Annotated in this window: 16 protein-coding genes and 1 other RNA gene; 6 read left to right on the top strand and 11 right to left on the bottom strand. The window is 43.7% G+C overall.

Annotation, left to right across the window (positions count from 1 at the left end; translation table 11 throughout):
- Positions 1 to 35 precede the first annotated feature (35 nt).
- Positions 36 to 629, bottom strand: coding sequence for a hypothetical protein (locus H7R39_RS05355; protein WP_185898275.1), 594 nt, complete (start codon positions 627 to 629; stop codon positions 36 to 38).
- A gap of 10 nt (positions 630 to 639) precedes the next feature.
- Entirely contained in the window at positions 640 to 1548 is a 909-nt protein-coding gene (locus tag H7R39_RS05350; RefSeq protein ID WP_185898274.1) for a pseudouridine synthase family protein, read from the bottom strand.
- Positions 1549 to 1674: 126 nt separating this feature from the next.
- On the opposite strand from H7R39_RS05350, the gene purB reads away from it, so the two are divergent.
- Genes purB through H7R39_RS05335 form a run of 3 tightly spaced genes read left to right on the top strand, consistent with a single transcriptional unit; the run spans position 1675 to position 5996 of the window.
- Positions 1675 to 3006 carry an adenylosuccinate lyase gene (purB, locus tag H7R39_RS05345; RefSeq protein ID WP_185898273.1) on the top strand — a complete coding sequence of 444 codons (1332 nt, stop codon included), beginning with the start codon at positions 1675 to 1677 and terminating at the stop codon, positions 3004 to 3006.
- Between the two features lie 14 nt (positions 3007 to 3020).
- A complete protein-coding gene (locus H7R39_RS05340) occupies positions 3021 to 3599 on the top strand; it encodes a hypothetical protein (protein WP_185898272.1) in 579 nt (192 codons plus the stop codon).
- Between the two features lie 21 nt (positions 3600 to 3620).
- Positions 3621 to 5996, top strand: coding sequence for a ribonucleoside-diphosphate reductase subunit alpha (locus H7R39_RS05335; protein WP_185898271.1), 2376 nt, complete (start codon positions 3621 to 3623; stop codon positions 5994 to 5996).
- Between the two features lie 263 nt (positions 5997 to 6259).
- Here H7R39_RS05335 and tpx read toward each other — a convergent pair whose 3' ends face one another.
- Positions 6260 to 6784: a thiol peroxidase gene (gene tpx, locus H7R39_RS05330; RefSeq protein ID WP_185898270.1), complete on the bottom strand. Its 525-nt coding sequence runs from the start codon at positions 6782 to 6784 to the stop codon at positions 6260 to 6262.
- A gap of 148 nt (positions 6785 to 6932) precedes the next feature.
- Here tpx and nrdD point away from each other — a divergent pair, with 148 nt between their 5' ends.
- Positions 6933 to 7094, top strand: a complete 162-nt coding sequence (gene nrdD / locus H7R39_RS05325; RefSeq protein ID WP_004321737.1) for an anaerobic ribonucleoside-triphosphate reductase — start codon at positions 6933 to 6935, stop codon at positions 7092 to 7094.
- 17 nt (positions 7095 to 7111) lie between these two features.
- Positions 7112 to 7798 (top strand): anaerobic ribonucleoside-triphosphate reductase activating protein, encoded by a 687-nt coding sequence (locus H7R39_RS05320; RefSeq protein ID WP_185898269.1) that lies wholly within the window; start codon positions 7112 to 7114, stop codon positions 7796 to 7798.
- 61 nt (positions 7799 to 7859) lie between these two features.
- Here H7R39_RS05320 and H7R39_RS05315 read toward each other — a convergent pair whose 3' ends face one another.
- Both H7R39_RS05315 and H7R39_RS05310 read right to left on the bottom strand, forming a co-directional pair.
- On the bottom strand, positions 7860 to 8567 hold the full coding sequence (locus H7R39_RS05315) for a DUF5625 family protein (protein ID WP_185898268.1): 708 nt from the start codon (positions 8565 to 8567) through the stop codon (positions 7860 to 7862).
- A gap of 10 nt (positions 8568 to 8577) precedes the next feature.
- Positions 8578 to 9012 carry a hypothetical protein gene (locus tag H7R39_RS05310; protein ID WP_122863124.1) on the bottom strand — a complete coding sequence of 145 codons (435 nt, stop codon included), beginning with the start codon at positions 9010 to 9012 and terminating at the stop codon, positions 8578 to 8580.
- Positions 9013 to 9065: 53 nt separating this feature from the next.
- Between H7R39_RS05310 and ffs the strand changes: the two genes are divergently transcribed.
- Positions 9066 to 9163, top strand: an RNA gene (ffs, locus tag H7R39_RS05305) — signal recognition particle sRNA small type.
- A gap of 4 nt (positions 9164 to 9167) precedes the next feature.
- On the opposite strand, the gene H7R39_RS05300 is transcribed toward ffs, so the two are convergent.
- From H7R39_RS05300 to dnaA, 6 genes are all read right to left on the bottom strand, one after another.
- A complete protein-coding gene (locus tag H7R39_RS05300) occupies positions 9168 to 10397 on the bottom strand; it encodes an HD domain-containing protein (protein WP_185898267.1) in 1230 nt (409 codons plus the stop codon).
- Complete coding sequence (gene queF / locus H7R39_RS11625; protein WP_185898266.1) at positions 10394 to 11101, bottom strand: preQ(1) synthase; 708 nt, start codon at positions 11099 to 11101, stop codon at positions 10394 to 10396. The genes H7R39_RS05300 and queF overlap by 4 nt, the downstream gene beginning before the upstream one ends.
- Before the next feature lie 9 nt (positions 11102 to 11110).
- A complete protein-coding gene (locus H7R39_RS05290; RefSeq protein WP_185898265.1) occupies positions 11111 to 12502 on the bottom strand; it encodes an EAL domain-containing protein in 1392 nt (463 codons plus the stop codon).
- 1 nt (position 12503) lies between these two features.
- Positions 12504 to 14813: a DNA topoisomerase (ATP-hydrolyzing) subunit B gene (gyrB, locus tag H7R39_RS05285; RefSeq protein WP_185898264.1), complete on the bottom strand. Its 2310-nt coding sequence runs from the start codon at positions 14811 to 14813 to the stop codon at positions 12504 to 12506.
- 17 nt (positions 14814 to 14830) lie between these two features.
- Positions 14831 to 15898 carry a DNA polymerase III subunit beta gene (gene dnaN / locus H7R39_RS05280; RefSeq protein ID WP_185898263.1) on the bottom strand — a complete coding sequence of 356 codons (1068 nt, stop codon included), beginning with the start codon at positions 15896 to 15898 and terminating at the stop codon, positions 14831 to 14833.
- A gap of 137 nt (positions 15899 to 16035) precedes the next feature.
- Positions 16036 to 17346, bottom strand: a complete 1311-nt coding sequence (gene dnaA / locus H7R39_RS05275; protein ID WP_185898262.1) for a chromosomal replication initiator protein DnaA — start codon at positions 17344 to 17346, stop codon at positions 16036 to 16038.
- Positions 17347 to 17402 lie beyond the last annotated feature (56 nt).

The following is a 17402-nucleotide window of genomic DNA, read 5'->3' as shown; positions in this document are numbered from 1 at the left end:
CCTAGATTTTATTAGTTGCAATTAAATTTTATTTTTTAATAAACATACAACACTCCGTCACCGTAGCTAAATTTATCCTGCCGCTTTACGCTATCGCCCACAAATGTAATCGGATTATAAGCCTTCCGAAGCTTTGGTACATTATGCTTCCAACCGCAAGGAAGGTAGCCTAAATTTAATATTTTTATCAAATTTGTATTGAAGTCAATGCGGAAATTCGGACAAATTTTACGTATGCCGTACTCTTGAAATGCACGCAGAACAATCAGAAACACCGAATAATCATAAGTTTCGGTCGGCAAGCCGTTCGTCCGGATATCCTTAATAAAACGATCTTTTTTAACCGATAAAATCTCCCTAGCCGCGCCTGCGAGCTCATCCATCAGCGAGTATTGCCGTAAAATTTGATCGCTAAAACGACAAATTTCGGGAAATATATCAAGGTCGATATCGTTCCACTCGTTTGATTTTAGTAGCCTTGATAGCTGCTCAAATTTTGCAAATTTAACGCGAAACGGAGTGGAAATTTCATCGGCATCTAGCGAGTGTTTGCCAACGCTTTTAAACCAGTTTTGCGCATTTAGTCTGCTTTCAAATTCTGATTTTAACTGCTCGATATCTAACTTCATTGCTTATCTTTTATTTTGATTTTACGAGGCTATAAAACTCGTTTCTAGCGTCAAATTTGGATTTTATTTTGTACTCTACGCCGTCAAATTTAAAACTAATTTCATCCGAATGCAGCAGCAACCTCGGAGCGCCGGTCGTTAAAATTCGCTCGCTTTCGCTCATCTCTTTATCTAAAATTTTCTCGATTTGCGGTCGCGTTAGACCATATAGCGGTTCGCCCAAAATCTTATGTTCCACGTGGAACAAATGCAAACGAATTTGATGCTGTCTGCCCGTGAGCGGTACGGCTCGCACCAGAGTCGCATCGATATCGGCAAAATACTCTATCGGAGAAATCTCCGTCACAGCGCTTTTGCCATCCTCGCAAATTCGCATTCGCATTTTTACGTCGTCGTAGTCGTTTGCCAGATCCATATTTGCTTCGATACGCAAATTTTCGCTTATCTTTCCGTGCGCGAGTGCGACGTAGCTTTTATAAACCTGTCTGTTTTCAAAAAGTTTTTTCAAATTTACGACCGCATTTTTGTCTTTGCCTACGACGATGAGTCCGCTTGTTTCGCAGTCTAGACGGTGCGCAACCGACGCCTCTCGGCCGTAGAGCGACCAAATTTCGTCATTTAACGAGTACTCGCAGTGTCTGCCGTTTGGGTGACTGAGCACGCCGCTAGGTTTATCAAAAACCGCAAATTTATCGCACTCAAAAATCGGCTTTAGCCCGCGCGGATTCGTCTCGTACTCTATCAGGCAAATTTCGCCGCTTAGCAAGGTATTTTTTTCACCGACGACCGCGCCGTCGCAGATAAGTCGGCCTTTGTCGATTAGGCACTGAGCTTCGCGCATTTTATAGCCGTTTTGCAGCAAAATTTCATACGCTTTTTGCCCTTGGGCATACGCGATAAATTTATGAATATAAGGCAATTTTCACTCTTTAAATCTAAAATTTAAGGGCAAATTTAGCGGATACTAACCGCCTTTTCAGCCCAGTTTTTATATAATCTTTCCTTAAAAAATTATACAAAAATTCGCATAAAAAAGGCTAAAGAGATGGTAGAGAGATATTCGCGCGAACAGATGGCGCAAAAGTGGGATATGCAGGCAAAATACGGCGCATGGCTTGAGGTCGAAAAGGCTGCGGTCAAGGCATGGAATAAGCTAGGCTTCATCAGCGATGCGGACTGCGAGAAAATTTGCAAAAACGCAAATTTTGACGTGGCGCGTATCGACGAGATAGAAAAGACGACTAAGCACGACGTGATCGCGTTTCTAACGAGCGTGAGCGAGAGCCTGGGCGATGAGAGCCGCTTCGTGCACTACGGTATGACTAGCTCGGATTGCATCGACACCGCCGTCGCGCTTCAGATCAAAAGCAGCATGGAGCTCATCATAGAGGACGTAAAAGGCCTAATGAGCGCGATCAAAACCAGAGCGCAGGAACACAAAAACACGATGATGGTCGGCCGCAGCCACGGCATCCACGGCGAGCCGATCACATTCGGACTCGTGCTCGCGGTGTGGTATGACGAGGTGGCGCGCGCGCTAAAGTTGCTACAAGATGCCAAAGAGGTCGCCGCCTACGGCAAATTAAGCGGCGCGATGGGGAATTTCGCTCACGCTCCGCTCGAGTTTGAGGAGCTAACCTGCGCCGAGCTCGGCCTAAAGCCAGCCCCAGCGTCAAACCAGGTCATCCAGCGCGACCGCTACGCCCACGTCATCAGCGCGATCGCCGTCCTAGCCGCCACCTGCGAAAAGATCGCCGTCGCCGTGCGCCACTTCCAAAGGACGGAAGTTTACGAGGCCGAGGAGTACTTTAGCCCCGGTCAAAAGGGTTCCAGCGCGATGCCGCACAAGCGCAATCCCGTGCTTAGCGAAAATATCACCGGCCTTTGCAGGATGCTGCGCTCATACGTGACGCCTGCGCTTGAAAACGTCGCGCTCTGGCACGAACGCGACATCAGCCACAGCTCGGTCGAGCGATTTATCCTGCCCGACGCCTTCATCACGGCCGATTTTATGCTCGCGCGCATTACGAATTTGATCGCAAATTTGGTAGTTTATCCGGAAAATATGATGAAAAATCTAAATTTAACCGGCGGGCTCGTTTTTTCTCAGCGCGTGCTTTTACAGCTTCCGCAGCGCGGGATTTCGCGCGAGGACGCGTACAAGATCGTACAGCGTAACGCGATGAAGGTCTGGGCGGATCTGCAAGAGGGTAAAAAAGCGATAAACGAAAACGGCGAGAGCCTATTTTTACAAAATTTGCTCGCCGACGAGGAACTACGAGCAAGCCTAGGCGAGGCAGAGATAAAAGAGTGCTTTGATTACGCGTATTACGCCAGGCACGTGGACGGGATTTTTAAAAGAGTTTTTGGAAAGTAAATTTAGAGGCAAAAATGTCAAATAGAAAACAGATAGAAATAATAGAAAAACATATTATAGAGGCAGAAGGATATTTAAATAAAAAGCCTAAAGAAATTTATGATTTTTTTACTCGTTTAAATGGAATATATAAACATATAGAAGAAATTTATATTCGTGCTCCATCGCCTGCTCTAACCAGCCATTATTATGGTACTCCAATAAATTACGATAATTATAAAAAATATCTTGAAATGTTGATAGATAAATTAAAATTACATATGGCTAAATTACAAGATGAGGATGAAAAAACTATGAGCTCAAATCAATCAAATTCCGTCACAATAAATAATAACAATACAAATACAGCGAGTGCTAATATTGCTCAAGATATTAGCATCAAAAGCACGATAGAAAAAATAGATCAGATTCCAGATGAAATTCTTGCTAAAAATTTAAAGGATGAATTAAAAGGAATGCTTAGAGAACTTGAATATTGCAAAGATGATCAAGAAAAAAAATCAAAGCTAATGGAAGTCGTTAAATGGCTTGGAGATAAAACAGCTGATGCTTTTATCGCTTGTTTGCAGCATTTTGCTGGACTTGGTTTATAAAATATAGATAAGGAACAAAATTTGAAAGTAATCAAACGAAACGGACGCACCGAGGAGCTTGACGTAAGCAAGATCAAAAAATACACGAGCGAGGCGGTCGCGGGGCTAGCAAACGTGAGTCTAAGCGAGCTTGAGGTGGACGCGAAAATTCAATTTCGCGATATGATAACGACCGAGGAGATCCAACAAACCCTCATCAAAACGGCCGTCGAAAAGATCGACATCGATCGCCCAAACTGGACCTTCGTCGCGGCGAGGCTGTTTTTATACGACCTTTATCACAAGGTTACGGGCTTTAGCGGCTACAACCACCTACGCGACTATCTGCAAAAAGGCGAAAAAGCAGGCCGTATCATCCCTGGACTAAAAGAAAAATACGACCTGGACGACCTAAACGACTACATCAGACCCGAGCGCGACTTGCAGTTTGCATATCTAGGCATCAAGACGCTATACGACCGCTACCTGATCAAAGACCGCAGCGGCGCGCCGATAGAGCTACCGCAGCAGATGTTTATGGCCATAGCGATGTTCCTCGCGCAAAATGAACTAGACTGCCAAGGCTGGGCGAAGAAATTTTACGACCTCATATCTAAATTTGAAGTCATGCTCGCCACTCCGACGCTATCAAACGCCCGCACGACGCGCCATCAGCTAAGTTCCTGCTACGTAGGAAGCACGCCCGATAATATCGAGGGGATTTTCGATAGCTACAAAGAGATGGCGCTTCTTAGCAAATTTGGCGGCGGTATCGGCTGGGACTGGTGCAAGGTGCGCGCGATGGGCGGTAGCATCGACGGACATAAAAACGCAGCCGGCGGCATCATCCCTTTTCTAAAAGTCACAAACGACATCGCCGTCGCCGTCGATCAGCTAGGCACGAGAAAGGGCGCGATAGCCGTCTACGTCGAGCCGTGGCACATGGACGTGAGCGACTTCCTGGATCTGCGCAAAAACTCGGGCGAAGAGCGCCGCAGAGCGCATGAGCTGTTCCCTGCGCTTTGGATAAACGACCTTTTCATGAAACGCGTAAAAGAAAACGCGCGCTGGAGCCTATTTGACCCCGCAGAGGTCGCCGATCTGTGCGATCTATACGGCGATGAGTTCGAGGCTCGCTACCTAGCGTACGAAAACGACGAAAAGATCCAAAAAAACGTCGTCATGGCAAAAGAACTGTGGAAGAAAATTTTAACTAGCTATTTTGAATCGGGCATGCCGTTTTTGTGCTTTAAAGATAACGCAAACAAAGCCAATCCGAACGACCACGACGGCATCATCAGGAGCTCAAATTTATGCACCGAAATTTTCCAAAATACGCAACCAAACTACTACAAGATCAAGATCACGTTTGAGAGCGGCTCCGAACGGCTATTTGACGAGGAAGAAGACGTCACCGTTGATAGCGGCATAACCAAAAAAGCCAAAAAACTAAGCGCTCTAGATAGCATCGGCGGCGAGCAAATTTTCATCGTCGAAAAAGAAAGCGTCGAGGGTAAAACCGCCGTGTGCAACCTCGCGAGTATAAATTTAAGCAAAATCAACAAAAAAGAGGACATCGAGCGCGTCGTGCCGATCGCCGTACGCATGCTAGATAACGTCATCGATCTAAATTTCTACCCGCACAAAAAGGTAAAACACACCAACCTAACCTCCCGCTCGATCGGCCTTGGCGTCATGGGCGAGGCGCAGATGCTAGCCGAACGCGGCGTGAAATGGGGCAGCTACGAGCACCTAGCGCTGATCGATAGCGTGATGGAAAATATTAGCTTCAACGCCATCTACGCCAGCTCAAATTTGGCGGTAGAAAAGGGCGTGTATCCGCTTTTTGAAGGCTCGAAGTGGAGCAGGGGAGTGATGCCTATCGACACGGCAAACGCAAACGCCAAAGCGCTTCTAAACGACAGAGGCGGGCTATTTGACGAGAACGCCTGCGACTGGAGTAAACTACGCGAAAAGGTCAAAAAAGACGGCATGCGAAACGGCTATCTGATGGCGATTGCGCCGACATCGAGTATCAGCATACTCGTAGGCACCACGCAGACGATCGAGCCCGTGTACAAGCGCAAGTGGTTCGAGCACAACCTAAGCGGTATGATACCAAACGTCGTGCCAAATCTCAGCCCTGAGACGTGGCAGTTCTACACGCCTGCCTATGAGCTAGATCAGCGCGTGCTCGTGCGTGCCGGCGCCATCCGCCAAAAGTGGATCGACCAGGGACAGAGTCTAAATATTTTCATGAGCCTAGACAAAGCTAGCGGCGGATATCTGAGCGAAATTTACACGCTTGCGTGGGAGCTGGGACTAAAATCAACCTACTATCTACGCTCCGAAAGCCCTGATAGCGAAAAACTAAACAACGTCGCCGATCGCTCGATCGAGTGCGAGGGATGTCAGTAAAATTTACATCAAATTTGACTGACGAGTGCTTAAATTTGCTTGGATTTCTGGCAAATTTAAGCTCGGCTCGCTTTTTACTGCATTTAAATTTACCCAAACCTCTACACAGCTAAATCGCTGGCGTTGACAAAAAATAATTTTAATTTTATGGATATTAGTTAAAATTTGATATCGTTATATTAAAAGATAAAAAGCAAATTTGACCGTAAAATTTGATAGTTTATGCAGAAAAGACCGCTCTTGCGGTCTTTAAATTTATCGGCTTACATGCACCCGCAGCCGCAGCCTCCGCTTGATTTTATCGCGTCAAATACCGCGTCGTAGTTTGGCTCCTCCGCGATCTCTGGGACGATTTGCTTATGGATGACGACGCCGTCTTTGATAACGAAAACGGCTCTAGCCAAAAGCCCCACAAGCGGTCCTTCGCCGATGATTACGCCGTATTTTTCGCCAAATTCTCTAGCTCTAAAGTCGCTGCCGACTTTTAAATTTTTGATGCCCTCCGTAGAGCAAAATCTACCCATCGCAAACGGCAGATCCATCGAGATCACGCTTAGTTTGATCGCCGCTTTGGCTGCCATTTTTTCGTTAAATTTACGCGTTTCCGTCGCGCAAACGCCCGTATCCAGAGACGGAACGGCGACTAGTATCTCGATGCCGTTATTGCCGCCGACCTTAAACTCGCCTAGATCCTGCCCTACGAGCGCGACTTCTGGCGCATATGAGCCCACAAATACCTCTTCGCCTTTTAGCGCGACGTCCGCGCCGTGAAATTTGACTTTTGTCATGTTTTTCCTTTGTTTTAAATTTAATCGTAACGCGGATATTACCATACTTTTAACAACGGCTGAAAAACAAAAGCATGCAGCGGAATTTAAGACGGTAGTTATCTACAAAGTGCTATACTATTTGACATCAATTATCAAGGAGTGACAAATGAGCGACAAAGAAATCCTAGCTTCGCTTGAGGCAAAGCGCACGAAATGTGTCGTTTATACCCGCGTAATGGGCTACCACCGCCCTGTAGAGAGCTTTAACCTCGGTAAAAAAGGCGAGCATAAAGAGCGCGTCAAATTTTGCGAGCCTAAATCCCGCTAAACTCCTGCGAGTAAAACGTGAAAAACGACGATTTTCCGCTTTACTCGCTCACCCCCTTTACGACCCTCGACTACCCCGACAAAACGGCCTGTATAGCGTGGTTTGCGGGCTGCAACATGCGCTGCGCCTACTGCTACAACGTTCCTATCGTCACGGGTGCCGGACAGATCAGCTGTGCCGAGTTTATCAATTTTTTAGACAAGCGCAAAGGCAAACTTAGCGGCGTAGTTTTTAGCGGCGGCGAATGCACGCTTAGCCCAGCGTTTTTACCGCTAGCTCGCGAAGTAAAGTCGCGCGGCTTTTCGCTCAAGGTCGATACCAACGGCTCAAATTTGACCATCATTGGGCAGGTTATCTCGCTAAATTTGATCGACTACATCGCGCTTGATTTTAAGGCGACGAAGGAGAAATTTATCAAGGTTACCGGCTCGAATTTGTATAAAAATTTCTTGCAAACGCTTGAGTTTTTGTTGCAAACCGGCTTTAAATTTGAGGTTAGAACGACGGTGCACGCGGACTTGCTAGACGAGGCCGATATCTCTGTTATGAGCGAGATTTTGTACGAGCACGGATACAGAGGCGTTTACTATCTACAAAATTTCCTCGACACGGGCGAAAATTTTGGAAATTTGATGCAGGCGAAGGCTAAATTTGATCCAAATTTGATCCGTTCAAATTTGGAAATAGGGCTTAGGAATTTTTAGTAAATTTAATCAAATTTGATGCTCAAAAGGACAAATTTGACGCGCAAAATCTCGCAAATCATCACTTCCAGTTGTGATATTTACTAATTTTAATAAACGTCACGATCTTTTTTAGCTCGGGCACATCGCTTAGAGCCTGTACTTTTACGCTATATTCGCCTTTTTCGAGCTCTGCTCGGAGCAAAACTTTATCGTGCGCAAAGCCTCCGTTTGGCGCGCTGTACCATGAAGTCGCGCCGTATTTTGACAGATCAAAGGTTTCGGTTAGGGCGCTTAAATTTTGTTTTAGATCGTTCGCCTCGCCGCCTTTTACGTAGCTTATTTTGCGGTTTTGTAGAGATTTGAGCATAACTTTTAGTAATATTTTTTCGCCCGTGCAGGCCGCTTTTTCCTCTTCACTCGTGCCAATTGGCTCAGGGACGCCTTGCGTCGTATAACCGTAGTATCCGGCTAGCTTAGCGGCTGTAGTTTTCCGGCAAAACCATTTCGTAAACTCGTCGCTGCCGTATCCCGGGAAGGCCTCCTCGCTGAGCTTTTCTTCCTCTTTTTGCTTTTGCGGATCTTGCGCGTAGATGAAACTTATCTCGTAGATACCGGCCTTTTTGACGGTAAAATTTATGTCGGTTGCGCTACCGACCTCCGACATATCGACCTCTTTGTAAATGCCGTCATCAAGCGCATCGCCTCCCAAAAAATCAAATCCGTAATAAGTAGCCGCATAAAAAGCGCCGCTAAAGAGCAGTAAAAATATGCAGAATTTGATCTTCAAATTTGAGGTTTTATCTGTTTGGCGCGTAGGTTTTTACCTCATATAGCAAGAAATCATACACGCGCTGTTGCACGAGGCCTTCGTATTCGTCGGCGTCGATGAGCCTGCGTAGGTGCTCGAAGTCGATCTTTAGTGCGTAGTTTTTATTCGCTCTGATGGCCTGATCGATCGCTAAGAGCAAGCTATCAAGCGTCATCGGGTCTTTGCGTTTAATACGGGAGACGTATTCTTTTGTGGTTTCGATAAGTACGCGTTTGCGGTTTTCGTCGCCGCCGTAAATTTCGCTCGAGATATCGTATAAATTTTCAAAATCGTCCTCTTCGGGATTGAGTTTGGCCGAGATGATAGCCGCAAAGACCTTCGCGCGAAACTCCAGCGAGCGATGGTGATAGACCAAAAACTCCCTAAACAACGACAAAAATTTACATTTTATATCAAATCCCATATTGCCGCCTAAAATATATTTAAGTAAAATTTGAGTAAAATCGCTCTTGCCCTTTCTTAGACCTGTGCAATGTCTCTTCTAGGCACCGCTTCAGGGTGGGAACACAGCAGAGCACTTAGGCTAGGCGTGTGCCGCAGTCATCTGAGAGAGGGTTTTTAAACCTGCAAAAGCGAAAAATGCTCCTTAAAATCATCGCAAACTTTTAAAAAATTCACTCCGTCCAAGCTCTGATTTTTCTGAAAAAATTTATCCATATTATTAAAGCCTTCGGTTAGTTCGTTTGACTTCACGCCGTAGCTGATCGATATCCCCGCCTCGAAAAACGCCGCGAGTTTATCGCAAAATTTAAGCGCTTTACCGTCGATCGCGTTAAATTTATCCTCGTTTACGTTTTCCATCGTGCCCTCGTGATGTAGAGGTTTTTTCTCGCAGATCCTGTTTTCAAACTCGTTTTTGATAAATTTGCCCTCTTCCATACGGATACCCAGGATATAGCTAAACTCGTCTCTAAAATTTTCAGGCACGAAAGGCAAAATTTTCTCGTCTATCAGGCGCATTTCGTATTCGCTGATTATCTCGTTTAGACCTTCGATACCGTATTTTACGGGGCTAATAATATCGCGCGTTAGCGACTCGGGCAGGTCGTGAAAGAGCGCGCAAAAGAAGTTGTTTTCTAGCCTTGATTTGCAGGCCTTAACCTCAAGAGAGTAAAAATAACTCAAAATCGCCACGACTAGCATGTGTCCTAAAACCGCCGTTTCAGGGATGCGCGGCGTCTGTGCCCAGCGCTTTTGAAAGCGCAGTCTGCCGGCTAGATCGACTAGCTTGGCTAGCTTTTGATTCATCACGATTTTGCGCACGCCTATTAGCTCGTAATAATCCTCCAACTCCTCCTCCACGCGCGCTTTTAGTTCGTCTATGTCGCTTAAAAATTTGCTCGTTTGATAAACGATCGAAAACTCCCAGCGCGTCGCGAGATAGCTAGCGGCCTTTAGGATCAGGCGCTCTTTGGCGTGAGCCTTGTCTTTGTGTGTGAGATAGCGGCGCATCCGCTCTAAAAATTTACCGCCCTCGACGTCCTTTACGAGCCCTTCTAGGATTGTTAGCACCCAAGCATTTATCTGCTCGTTTTTGGTTTTTTGCATCTGATGAAATACGTCCGGGCGTATATCCGTAACCACTACGCGCGCGAGAAACTCGAAAATACCCGCCTCGATGATGTAGTTCATATCGGCATTATGCTCGAGTTTTGCGATAAAATACGCGATGATAAATTTATGCGCCTGCTTATCAAGCTCGACTAAATTCGTCATCTTCGGATAGTCGTTCCAGCGCGAGATCGACGCGGCCTTAAAGATGTGCTCGATCAGCTGCGCGCTTATCATTTATCTTCCGATGATTTTTTCACGACTCTAGCGCGCTTTTCGCCGGCAAATTCAGGCTTTTTAAAGCCCTCTTTGCTGCCTGTTCTTCGCGGTTTATCGTCAAATTTATCTTTACTCGCGCGAGGTTTTCTATCGCCGGTTTTTGTATCTCTTCTATCGGCTCCGAAACTCTTACCGCGAGAGCCGTCTCTGCTAAATTTAGACTCGCGTCCGCCGTAACCGCCTCTATCGAAACTTCGCTCGCTATCTCGCGTAAATTTCTCAAATTTCGGCGCTTCAAAGCTTTGTTCTTGCGTTTTTTTGATTATCTCGTCCGAGCAAATTTCGATCACGGTATGGACGTTGCCGCGCGGATTAAAGTCGCCCGTGATCTTCATCCATTTTGGCGCTAGCTTTCGCTCTAAAACGTCGTAAATTTCGTTTATGCTATCTTCGTGGCTGATGTTACGCGTCATGAAACTGTTGATGTAGAGTTTGATCGCTTTTAGCTCGACGACGAATTTAGCCGGCACGTACTCAAGATATATCGTCGCAAAGTCAGGATACCCCGAGCGCGGGCATAGGCAGCAAAACTCCGGCAACGTGATCTTGATCTTATAGTCGCGTTCGTGATTGTTTTCCCATATTTCTAGGTCTTTTTCTACGTCAAATTCGCTTATTATTTTCTCGCCGTATTTTGGTTCTACGACCTCATTTTCTTGCATTTTTTTCCTTTAAATTTCTTTTGGCTTCTCTATGAAAAAGCCCTGCGCGAAGTCGGTCTGATAGCGCTCCGCGATGTTGTAAAACTCGTCGTCCTCCACAAATCTCACGATGGATTTTACGCCTACTCTTTTTGCGGTCAAATTTAGATTTTCTAACAGCGTTTTAAATTTGTCGTTTTTGATATTTTTGTTAAATTCGATGTCGTAGATAACGAAATCTATCGGCAAATATTTAAAATATTCAAAGCCCGCATTGTTGCCGCCGAATTTATTAAGCGCAAAGCGGAAACCAAGGTTTTTATACTCCGTCAAAATCTCTCTAAATCTGTTTATCTCATCATACACTAACTTCTCGCTAAACTCGAAAATAACGCGATTTGGATTAATTTTACCCAGTCCGACGAACTCTTTTATAAAATTCGTAAATTTTAAATTTCTAATCGAAACCGACGAAATTTCAATCACGATCGGATCTTCGTCTTTAAATTTAAGCTCGGATAGCTTTTTGATAACGTTTATGTCAAAAAGCACCTCATAGCCGTTTTTGTTCGCAATATTTTGCACCTTTGCTTTTGAGACTAGCCCTTGTTTATCGGTATAGACTTTTACAATGATATTTTTAAAATTCTGCCCGAAACGAAGGCTTTTAACAAGCTGAGTTTGAAAGATAAATCTTTGCATATCGATGCAGTTACATACGTCTTTTTCAAGATCGTCCGTGATGTCCACTTTATCTTCGCTATCACTCTCGTTTAGCTTTTGGATGAGATAAGAAACCGAGTTTTTGAGGCTTGCCGAGTGATTTATATCGATAGCGTCAAATTTGATCTTTAGCTCGATATTGTAGATTCCGTCGCTTAAAATGCTTTTTTCAAAAACGTTTAAAAGGTGGATGAGCTCGGTACTTTTACTCTCGCAAAATATTAGAAAATATTCGTTTGAATACCTACCGATGAGAGTGTTTTTAGACACTTTTTCATTTAGAAATTTCTCCAGCCTCTCGACTAATCGTTTTAGCAAAATATCGGTGCTAACAAAGCTGTAACGCTCGTTTAGATCGTTTAAATTTTCGATCTTTAGTATTAGAATATTGCCGCCGCTTTTGCCTTTAAATTTGAAAGCTTGCTTTGATAAAAGTCTTAAAATTTCATCTCTATTATAGGCTTTCGTAACTTGATCAAGCACGCTTGTTTGAAAGCTCTGATAAATTTTATAAGCCGTAAAATAAACCTGACACAAAACCAAAATCGCAATCAAAATGACATCGTCGGTACCAAAATCTATATCGTCTTTTTTAACAAAAATATACACCAAAATGATAATGGTTAAGATAAAAATCGAGGATACCTCGAGCGCGGTTTTAAACCTATTTGATCGTTCTTTTAGTTCTGATTTTAGCATTTTACACGTCCAAATGTTTCACGTCTTTTGCGTGCTCTTGTATATAGTTTCTTCGCGGTTCGACCTCGTCGCCCATGAAGAGATTAAACATATCCGATGCGCTTATAGCGTCGTTTATGTTTATTTTTAGCAAACGACGGTTTTCTGGATTCATCGTCGTTTCCCACAGCTGCTCGGGATTCATCTCGCCAAGGCCTTTATAACGCTGTATGTAGGCACCTTTTTTGGCATTTTTCTCGATCTCGTCTAGCACGTCTATCACGTCGCCTTTTAGCTCGATGCCGCGCTCTTTTATCTTTTGACTGATATAAAGCGCCTCTTCGTAAAGAGGATTTGTAAATAAATTTTCATTTACCAAAAGCTCTTCCAACCCGCTTTCGGTTTGTACGTAAATTCTAGCTTCCTCTTCGCTGACGTATGAGTTTAGGATATTGTGTCCCTGCGCTTCCAGATAATTTTTCAAAATTTCAAAAATTTCGCCGTAACTTTTTGAAACGATGTCTGGATTTTCGATCATATATCTAACCGCAGAAATCACGCTAAATCGCTTTTCAAGCTCTTTTAATACGCTTCTGTAAGCCGCAACTATCTTTAAAAAGTCTATGAGATCAGCATTTCCTATACCTTCAAACTCAACCCCTTCGATACCGGTTTCGATTAGAAATTCATTCAGCGCTCTTTCGTCTTTTAGATAAATTTCTTTTTTACCCTTTTTATAACGATAAAGCGGCGGCTGAGCTAGATAGATATGACCGTTTTCCACGACTTTGTGTAAAAATCTAAAGAAAAATGTTAAAAGTAGAGTCTGGATATGGCTACCGTCGACGTCGGCATCGGTCATGATTATGATTTTGTGGTAGCGAAGCCTCTCGGCATCAAATTCGTCGCCGATACCGCAACCTAGCGCAGTTATCATATTTTTTATTTCGTCCGATTTTAAAATTTTATCTAAACGCGATTTTTCGACGTTTAAAATTTTACCTTTTAACGGCAAAATCGCCTGAAACACTCTATCGCGTCCTTGTTTAGCAGAGCCGCCCGCGGAGTCGCCCTCCACCAGATAAAGCTCGCTGATAGTAGGATCTTTGCTTTGACAGTCGGCTAGTTTACCAGGCAGAGTTCCTATGCTTAGACCCTCTTTTTTACGCGTTAGATCGCGAGCTTTTTTAGCAGCTTCGCGTCCGCGCGCCGCCATCAGCGCTTTTTCCATTATCGCGCGAGCTTCGATCGGGTTTTCTTCAAAATACTTGCTAAGTACCTCAAAAACCATCTTTTGAACGATCGGTTTTACGTAGCTTGAGCCTAGTTTTCCTTTCGTTTGGCCTTCAAACTGCGGTTCGGGTACCTTTACGCTTATAACTGCGATTAGACCTTCGCGGATATCTTCGCCCGTGATTTTCGTGTCTTTTTCGCGTGCTGCGGCGTTTGCTGCGATATAGTTTGTTATCACGCGAGTTAAACCCGCGCGAAATCCCGCCTCGTGCGTACCGCCGTCAGGGGTTTTGATATTATTTACGAAGCTTAGTAAATTTTCGCTATAAGTATCGTTGTACATCAGCGCAAAATCGACTAAAACGTCCTCTTCGCCGCCGCTAAACGATACGGCTTTACTTACGGCTTCGTTTTTGTTTAAATCGGTTACGAAACTCTCAAGTCCGCCCTCGTAGTGAAAACTCTCGTTTCTACCGTTTCTTTGATCCTTAAAATTTATAGTGATTTTCGGGTTTAGGTAGGCTAGCTCTCTAAAGCGTTTAGTTAAAATTTCATCGTCAAATTCCGTAACCTCAAAGATGCTGTCGTCCGGCCAAAACTCTACCTGAGTTCCCGTTCTATTCGTAGTTTTTATGATCTCGAGGTCGCTTTGCGGGATACCTTTTGAAAATTCTTGTCTGTGTAGTTTACCGTCGCGTTTGATATTTACGACCAGTTTTTTAGAAAGCGCGTTTACTACGCTAACGCCTACGCCGTGCAGACCGCCTGAAACCTTATAAGTATCTTTATCAAATTTACCGCCTGCATGAAGTACGGTTAAAACGACCGTTGCGGCTGAAATTTTCTCCGTAGGGTGCATATCGACGGGTATACCGCGTCCGTTATCGCTGATGATCGCCGAGCCTTCGCGCGTTAGCTCGATATCGATCGTATCGCAGTAGCCCGCCATCGCCTCGTCTATGGAGTTATCGACGACCTCGTAGATCATGTGATGTAGGCCGCTTATGTTAGTGTCGCCGATATACATGCCGGGGCGTTTTCTAACCGCTTCGAGCCCTTTTAAAACTTTAATATTTTCCGCGCCGTAATTTTGCTGCATTATTTACCTTTTTATTTTTATAAATTTATCGGCATGATTACCGTTTTTAGCTCATTCGAGCTCACCGTAAAGGCTAAATTCGAGTCGTTAAATCCAAATTCGAAATGTTCCTCTTCGATGCTTTGTAAGAAATCAAGCAAGTATCTATTTTTCACGCCGACGTAGATTTCTTCTTCTAGTCCCGTTGCAAATTCTATCGTAGTTTTAGCTTCCGAGTTATCTTCTACGATACTTTCAAAGCTTATGGTTTGAGGCGCAAATACGATTTTCGTGCTCTCAGAGATGATTGAGACGGTTTTTATGCCTTCTATCATCTTATCTCTGCTTAGTCTTAGTCTTCGTTTTATCTCTTGCGGTATTACTCTGTTGTAGTCTGGGAATCTGCCATTTATCAGTTTTGTAAAAAACTCGAAATTTGCGCTTTGAGCGATCAGAGTCGTATCGTCGTAGTAGATCTCGATCTTGTCAAAAAACAACTTTTGTATCTCACTAATGGCTTTTTTTGGGATTATTAGCGAAAATTCGCTTTGAGTCGGCGTTTCAAATCTAAATACGCTAAGCCTTTTAGTATCGGTACCTACGATATTTATGTAGTTTTGCTTTATATCGATAAATGCGCCGTTTAGCTCAAATTTTGGGTTATTATTGTCGATACTTGGAAAAATTTTTTTTAAACTTCTTCCGAGCATTACTGCGTCGATTTCAAATTTATTTTTATTTTCTATCGTCGGAAAATTTGGAAAATCCTCAAATTTATACATCGGAAGTTTGTATTTTGAGTTTTTTTGTTTTATGTAGAGATAGTTATTTAGCGTCTCTAGCGTTACTTCCTCGTCTTTTAGGCTTCTTATGATGTCAAGCAACTTTTTACCGTTTGCAGTTGCGTTTCCTTCGTCCATGATTTTTACGTTTGATAGCTTATAGGCTAGACCGATCTCGTGGTCGGTTGCTTTGATGTTTAGGATACCGTCTTTAGCGCTGATAAATATATGCGAAGTTATAGCGCTTAGATCCTTTTTTTCTAGGTAAGAGTTGCTATTCATTACTACGCTTTCAAGAGCATTTTTATTAATCGCGACTTTCATTTTTTTCCTTTGTTTTTAAATTTCTTTTAGTAGCATTAGTAGGGGGCGTGAAAAGTTTAAAACAGCTCTTATTTGCTTTAAATAGGACATTTGCGGCGTTAAAAAAACGGTTTATTTTTTCACTTTTATTCACGTTTTTACTCTTTGGTTAAAATTTTATTCTTTAGTTCTTCGACGCGAACTTTAAAATATTCGTTCGTTTCGATTAGTTCGTTTATTTTTTTTATGCTGTGGCTTACAGCCGAGTGATCTTTCATGTTAAAAAACTGCGCGATCTGCGGCATCGAGTTTGGCGTCAAATTTTTAGCCAGATATATCACGATACGTCTAGCCTCGACGATATTTTTCGATCGCGATTTGCTTTTCATCTCGCTTGGTTTGACGTTTAGCTCTTTGCTTACGATTTCAACGATATTTTCTAGGTTTATATTTTCGCGTTTCTCTTTTATCTGATCGCGCAGGATATTTTTGGCAAATTCTAGAGTGATTTCCTGCCTCATCAGCCTTGCGTAAGCGTTTAAATTTATTATCGCGCTTTCGATTTCCCGGATATTATCGCCCATGTTTGTAGCGATGTAGTTTATGACGTCGGTACCAAGATAAATTTTATCAAATTCGCACTTTTTCTTGATGATTGCGATTTTGGTATCGAGCTCGGGCGGCGTAATATCGGCGATGATACCCCACTCAAAACGCGTTCTTAGCCTATCTTCAAAGCCTTTTAGCAGTTTTGGTTGGCGGTCCGAGGTCATCACGATCTGGCCGTTTTTAGCGTGAAGCTCGTTAAACGTATGGAAAAACTCCTCTTGAATTTTATCCGTTTTACCCAAAAACTGCACGTCGTCGATGAGTAAAACATCGCAGTTTCGGTACTTTTCGCGAAATCGCTCCATCGAGTGGTTGTTGAGGTTATAAGTAAAGTCCGTGATAAACTGCTCGCTCGTGACGCAAATAACCATTTTGCCGCCGTTTAGGCAAAAATTTCCGACCGATTGTAAAAGGTGAGTTTTACCCAGTCCCGTCGGGCCGTAGATAAAAAGGGGATTGTAAATTTTACCCAGCTGCTCGGATACGGCTTTCGCGCTTAAAAATGCAAATTGATTCGAGTCGCCGACGACGAAATTTTCGAAAGTATAGCTTGGATTTAGCAGGCTGCTTTGCGCTTTTATCTCTTTGACGTCCACTTTTTTAGCCGGTTTGCTTTGCGTTTTGGTCGCGGCTTGGACGTTAATCACGGGTTTTTGTCCGGTTTTTACTTCAAAAAGGTGAGCGATTTTTGAGGCGTATTTGGTCTGGATAAATTTGGCGATTATTTCGTTTGGCGCGTTAAATACGACGTTTGTCGAATTTGAGCTTTTTTCGTTAAATTTAAGCTGCTTGATATAGCATTCAAATTCCGACGGTAAAATTTCTTTGGAAAGTAGCTCCAAAACCTCGTTTGCGACCAAATTTTTGCCTTTAAGATTAATTCGCTAGATTTTATCTTAAATTTGTTAAAATGGCG

Source organism: Campylobacter massiliensis (assembly GCF_014253065.1).
Taxonomy (GTDB): Bacteria; Campylobacterota; Campylobacteria; order Campylobacterales; family Campylobacteraceae; genus Campylobacter_A; species Campylobacter_A massiliensis.
The sequence above is the reverse complement of the archived record's forward strand: the minus strand, read 5'-3'. Positions and strand labels throughout refer to the sequence as shown.

Bases quoted from the DNA above. Each gene is read 5' to 3' on its own strand.
- H7R39_RS05355 (WP_185898275.1), bottom strand. From the start codon at position 629: ATGAAGTTAGATATCGAGCAGTTAAAATCAGAATTTGAAAGCAGACTA.
- purB (WP_185898273.1), top strand. From the start codon at position 1,675: ATGGTAGAGAGATATTCGCGCGAACAGATGGCGCAAAAGTGGGATATG.
- H7R39_RS05340 (WP_185898272.1), top strand. From the start codon at position 3,021: ATGTCAAATAGAAAACAGATAGAAATAATAGAAAAACATATTATAGAG.
- tpx (WP_185898270.1), bottom strand. From the start codon at position 6,784: ATGACAAAAGTCAAATTTCACGGCGCGGACGTCGCGCTAAAAGGCGAA.
- nrdD (WP_004321737.1), top strand. From the start codon at position 6,933: ATGAGCGACAAAGAAATCCTAGCTTCGCTTGAGGCAAAGCGCACGAAA.
- H7R39_RS05310 (WP_122863124.1), bottom strand. From the start codon at position 9,012: ATGGGATTTGATATAAAATGTAAATTTTTGTCGTTGTTTAGGGAGTTT.
- H7R39_RS05300 (WP_185898267.1), bottom strand. From the start codon at position 10,397: ATGATAAGCGCGCAGCTGATCGAGCACATCTTTAAGGCCGCGTCGATC.
- queF (WP_185898266.1), bottom strand. From the start codon at position 11,101: ATGCAAGAAAATGAGGTCGTAGAACCAAAATACGGCGAGAAAATAATA.
- H7R39_RS05290 (WP_185898265.1), bottom strand. From the start codon at position 12,502: ATGCTAAAATCAGAACTAAAAGAACGATCAAATAGGTTTAAAACCGCG.
- gyrB (WP_185898264.1), bottom strand. From the start codon at position 14,813: ATGCAGCAAAATTACGGCGCGGAAAATATTAAAGTTTTAAAAGGGCTC.
- dnaN (WP_185898263.1), bottom strand. From the start codon at position 15,898: ATGAAAGTCGCGATTAATAAAAATGCTCTTGAAAGCGTAGTAATGAAT.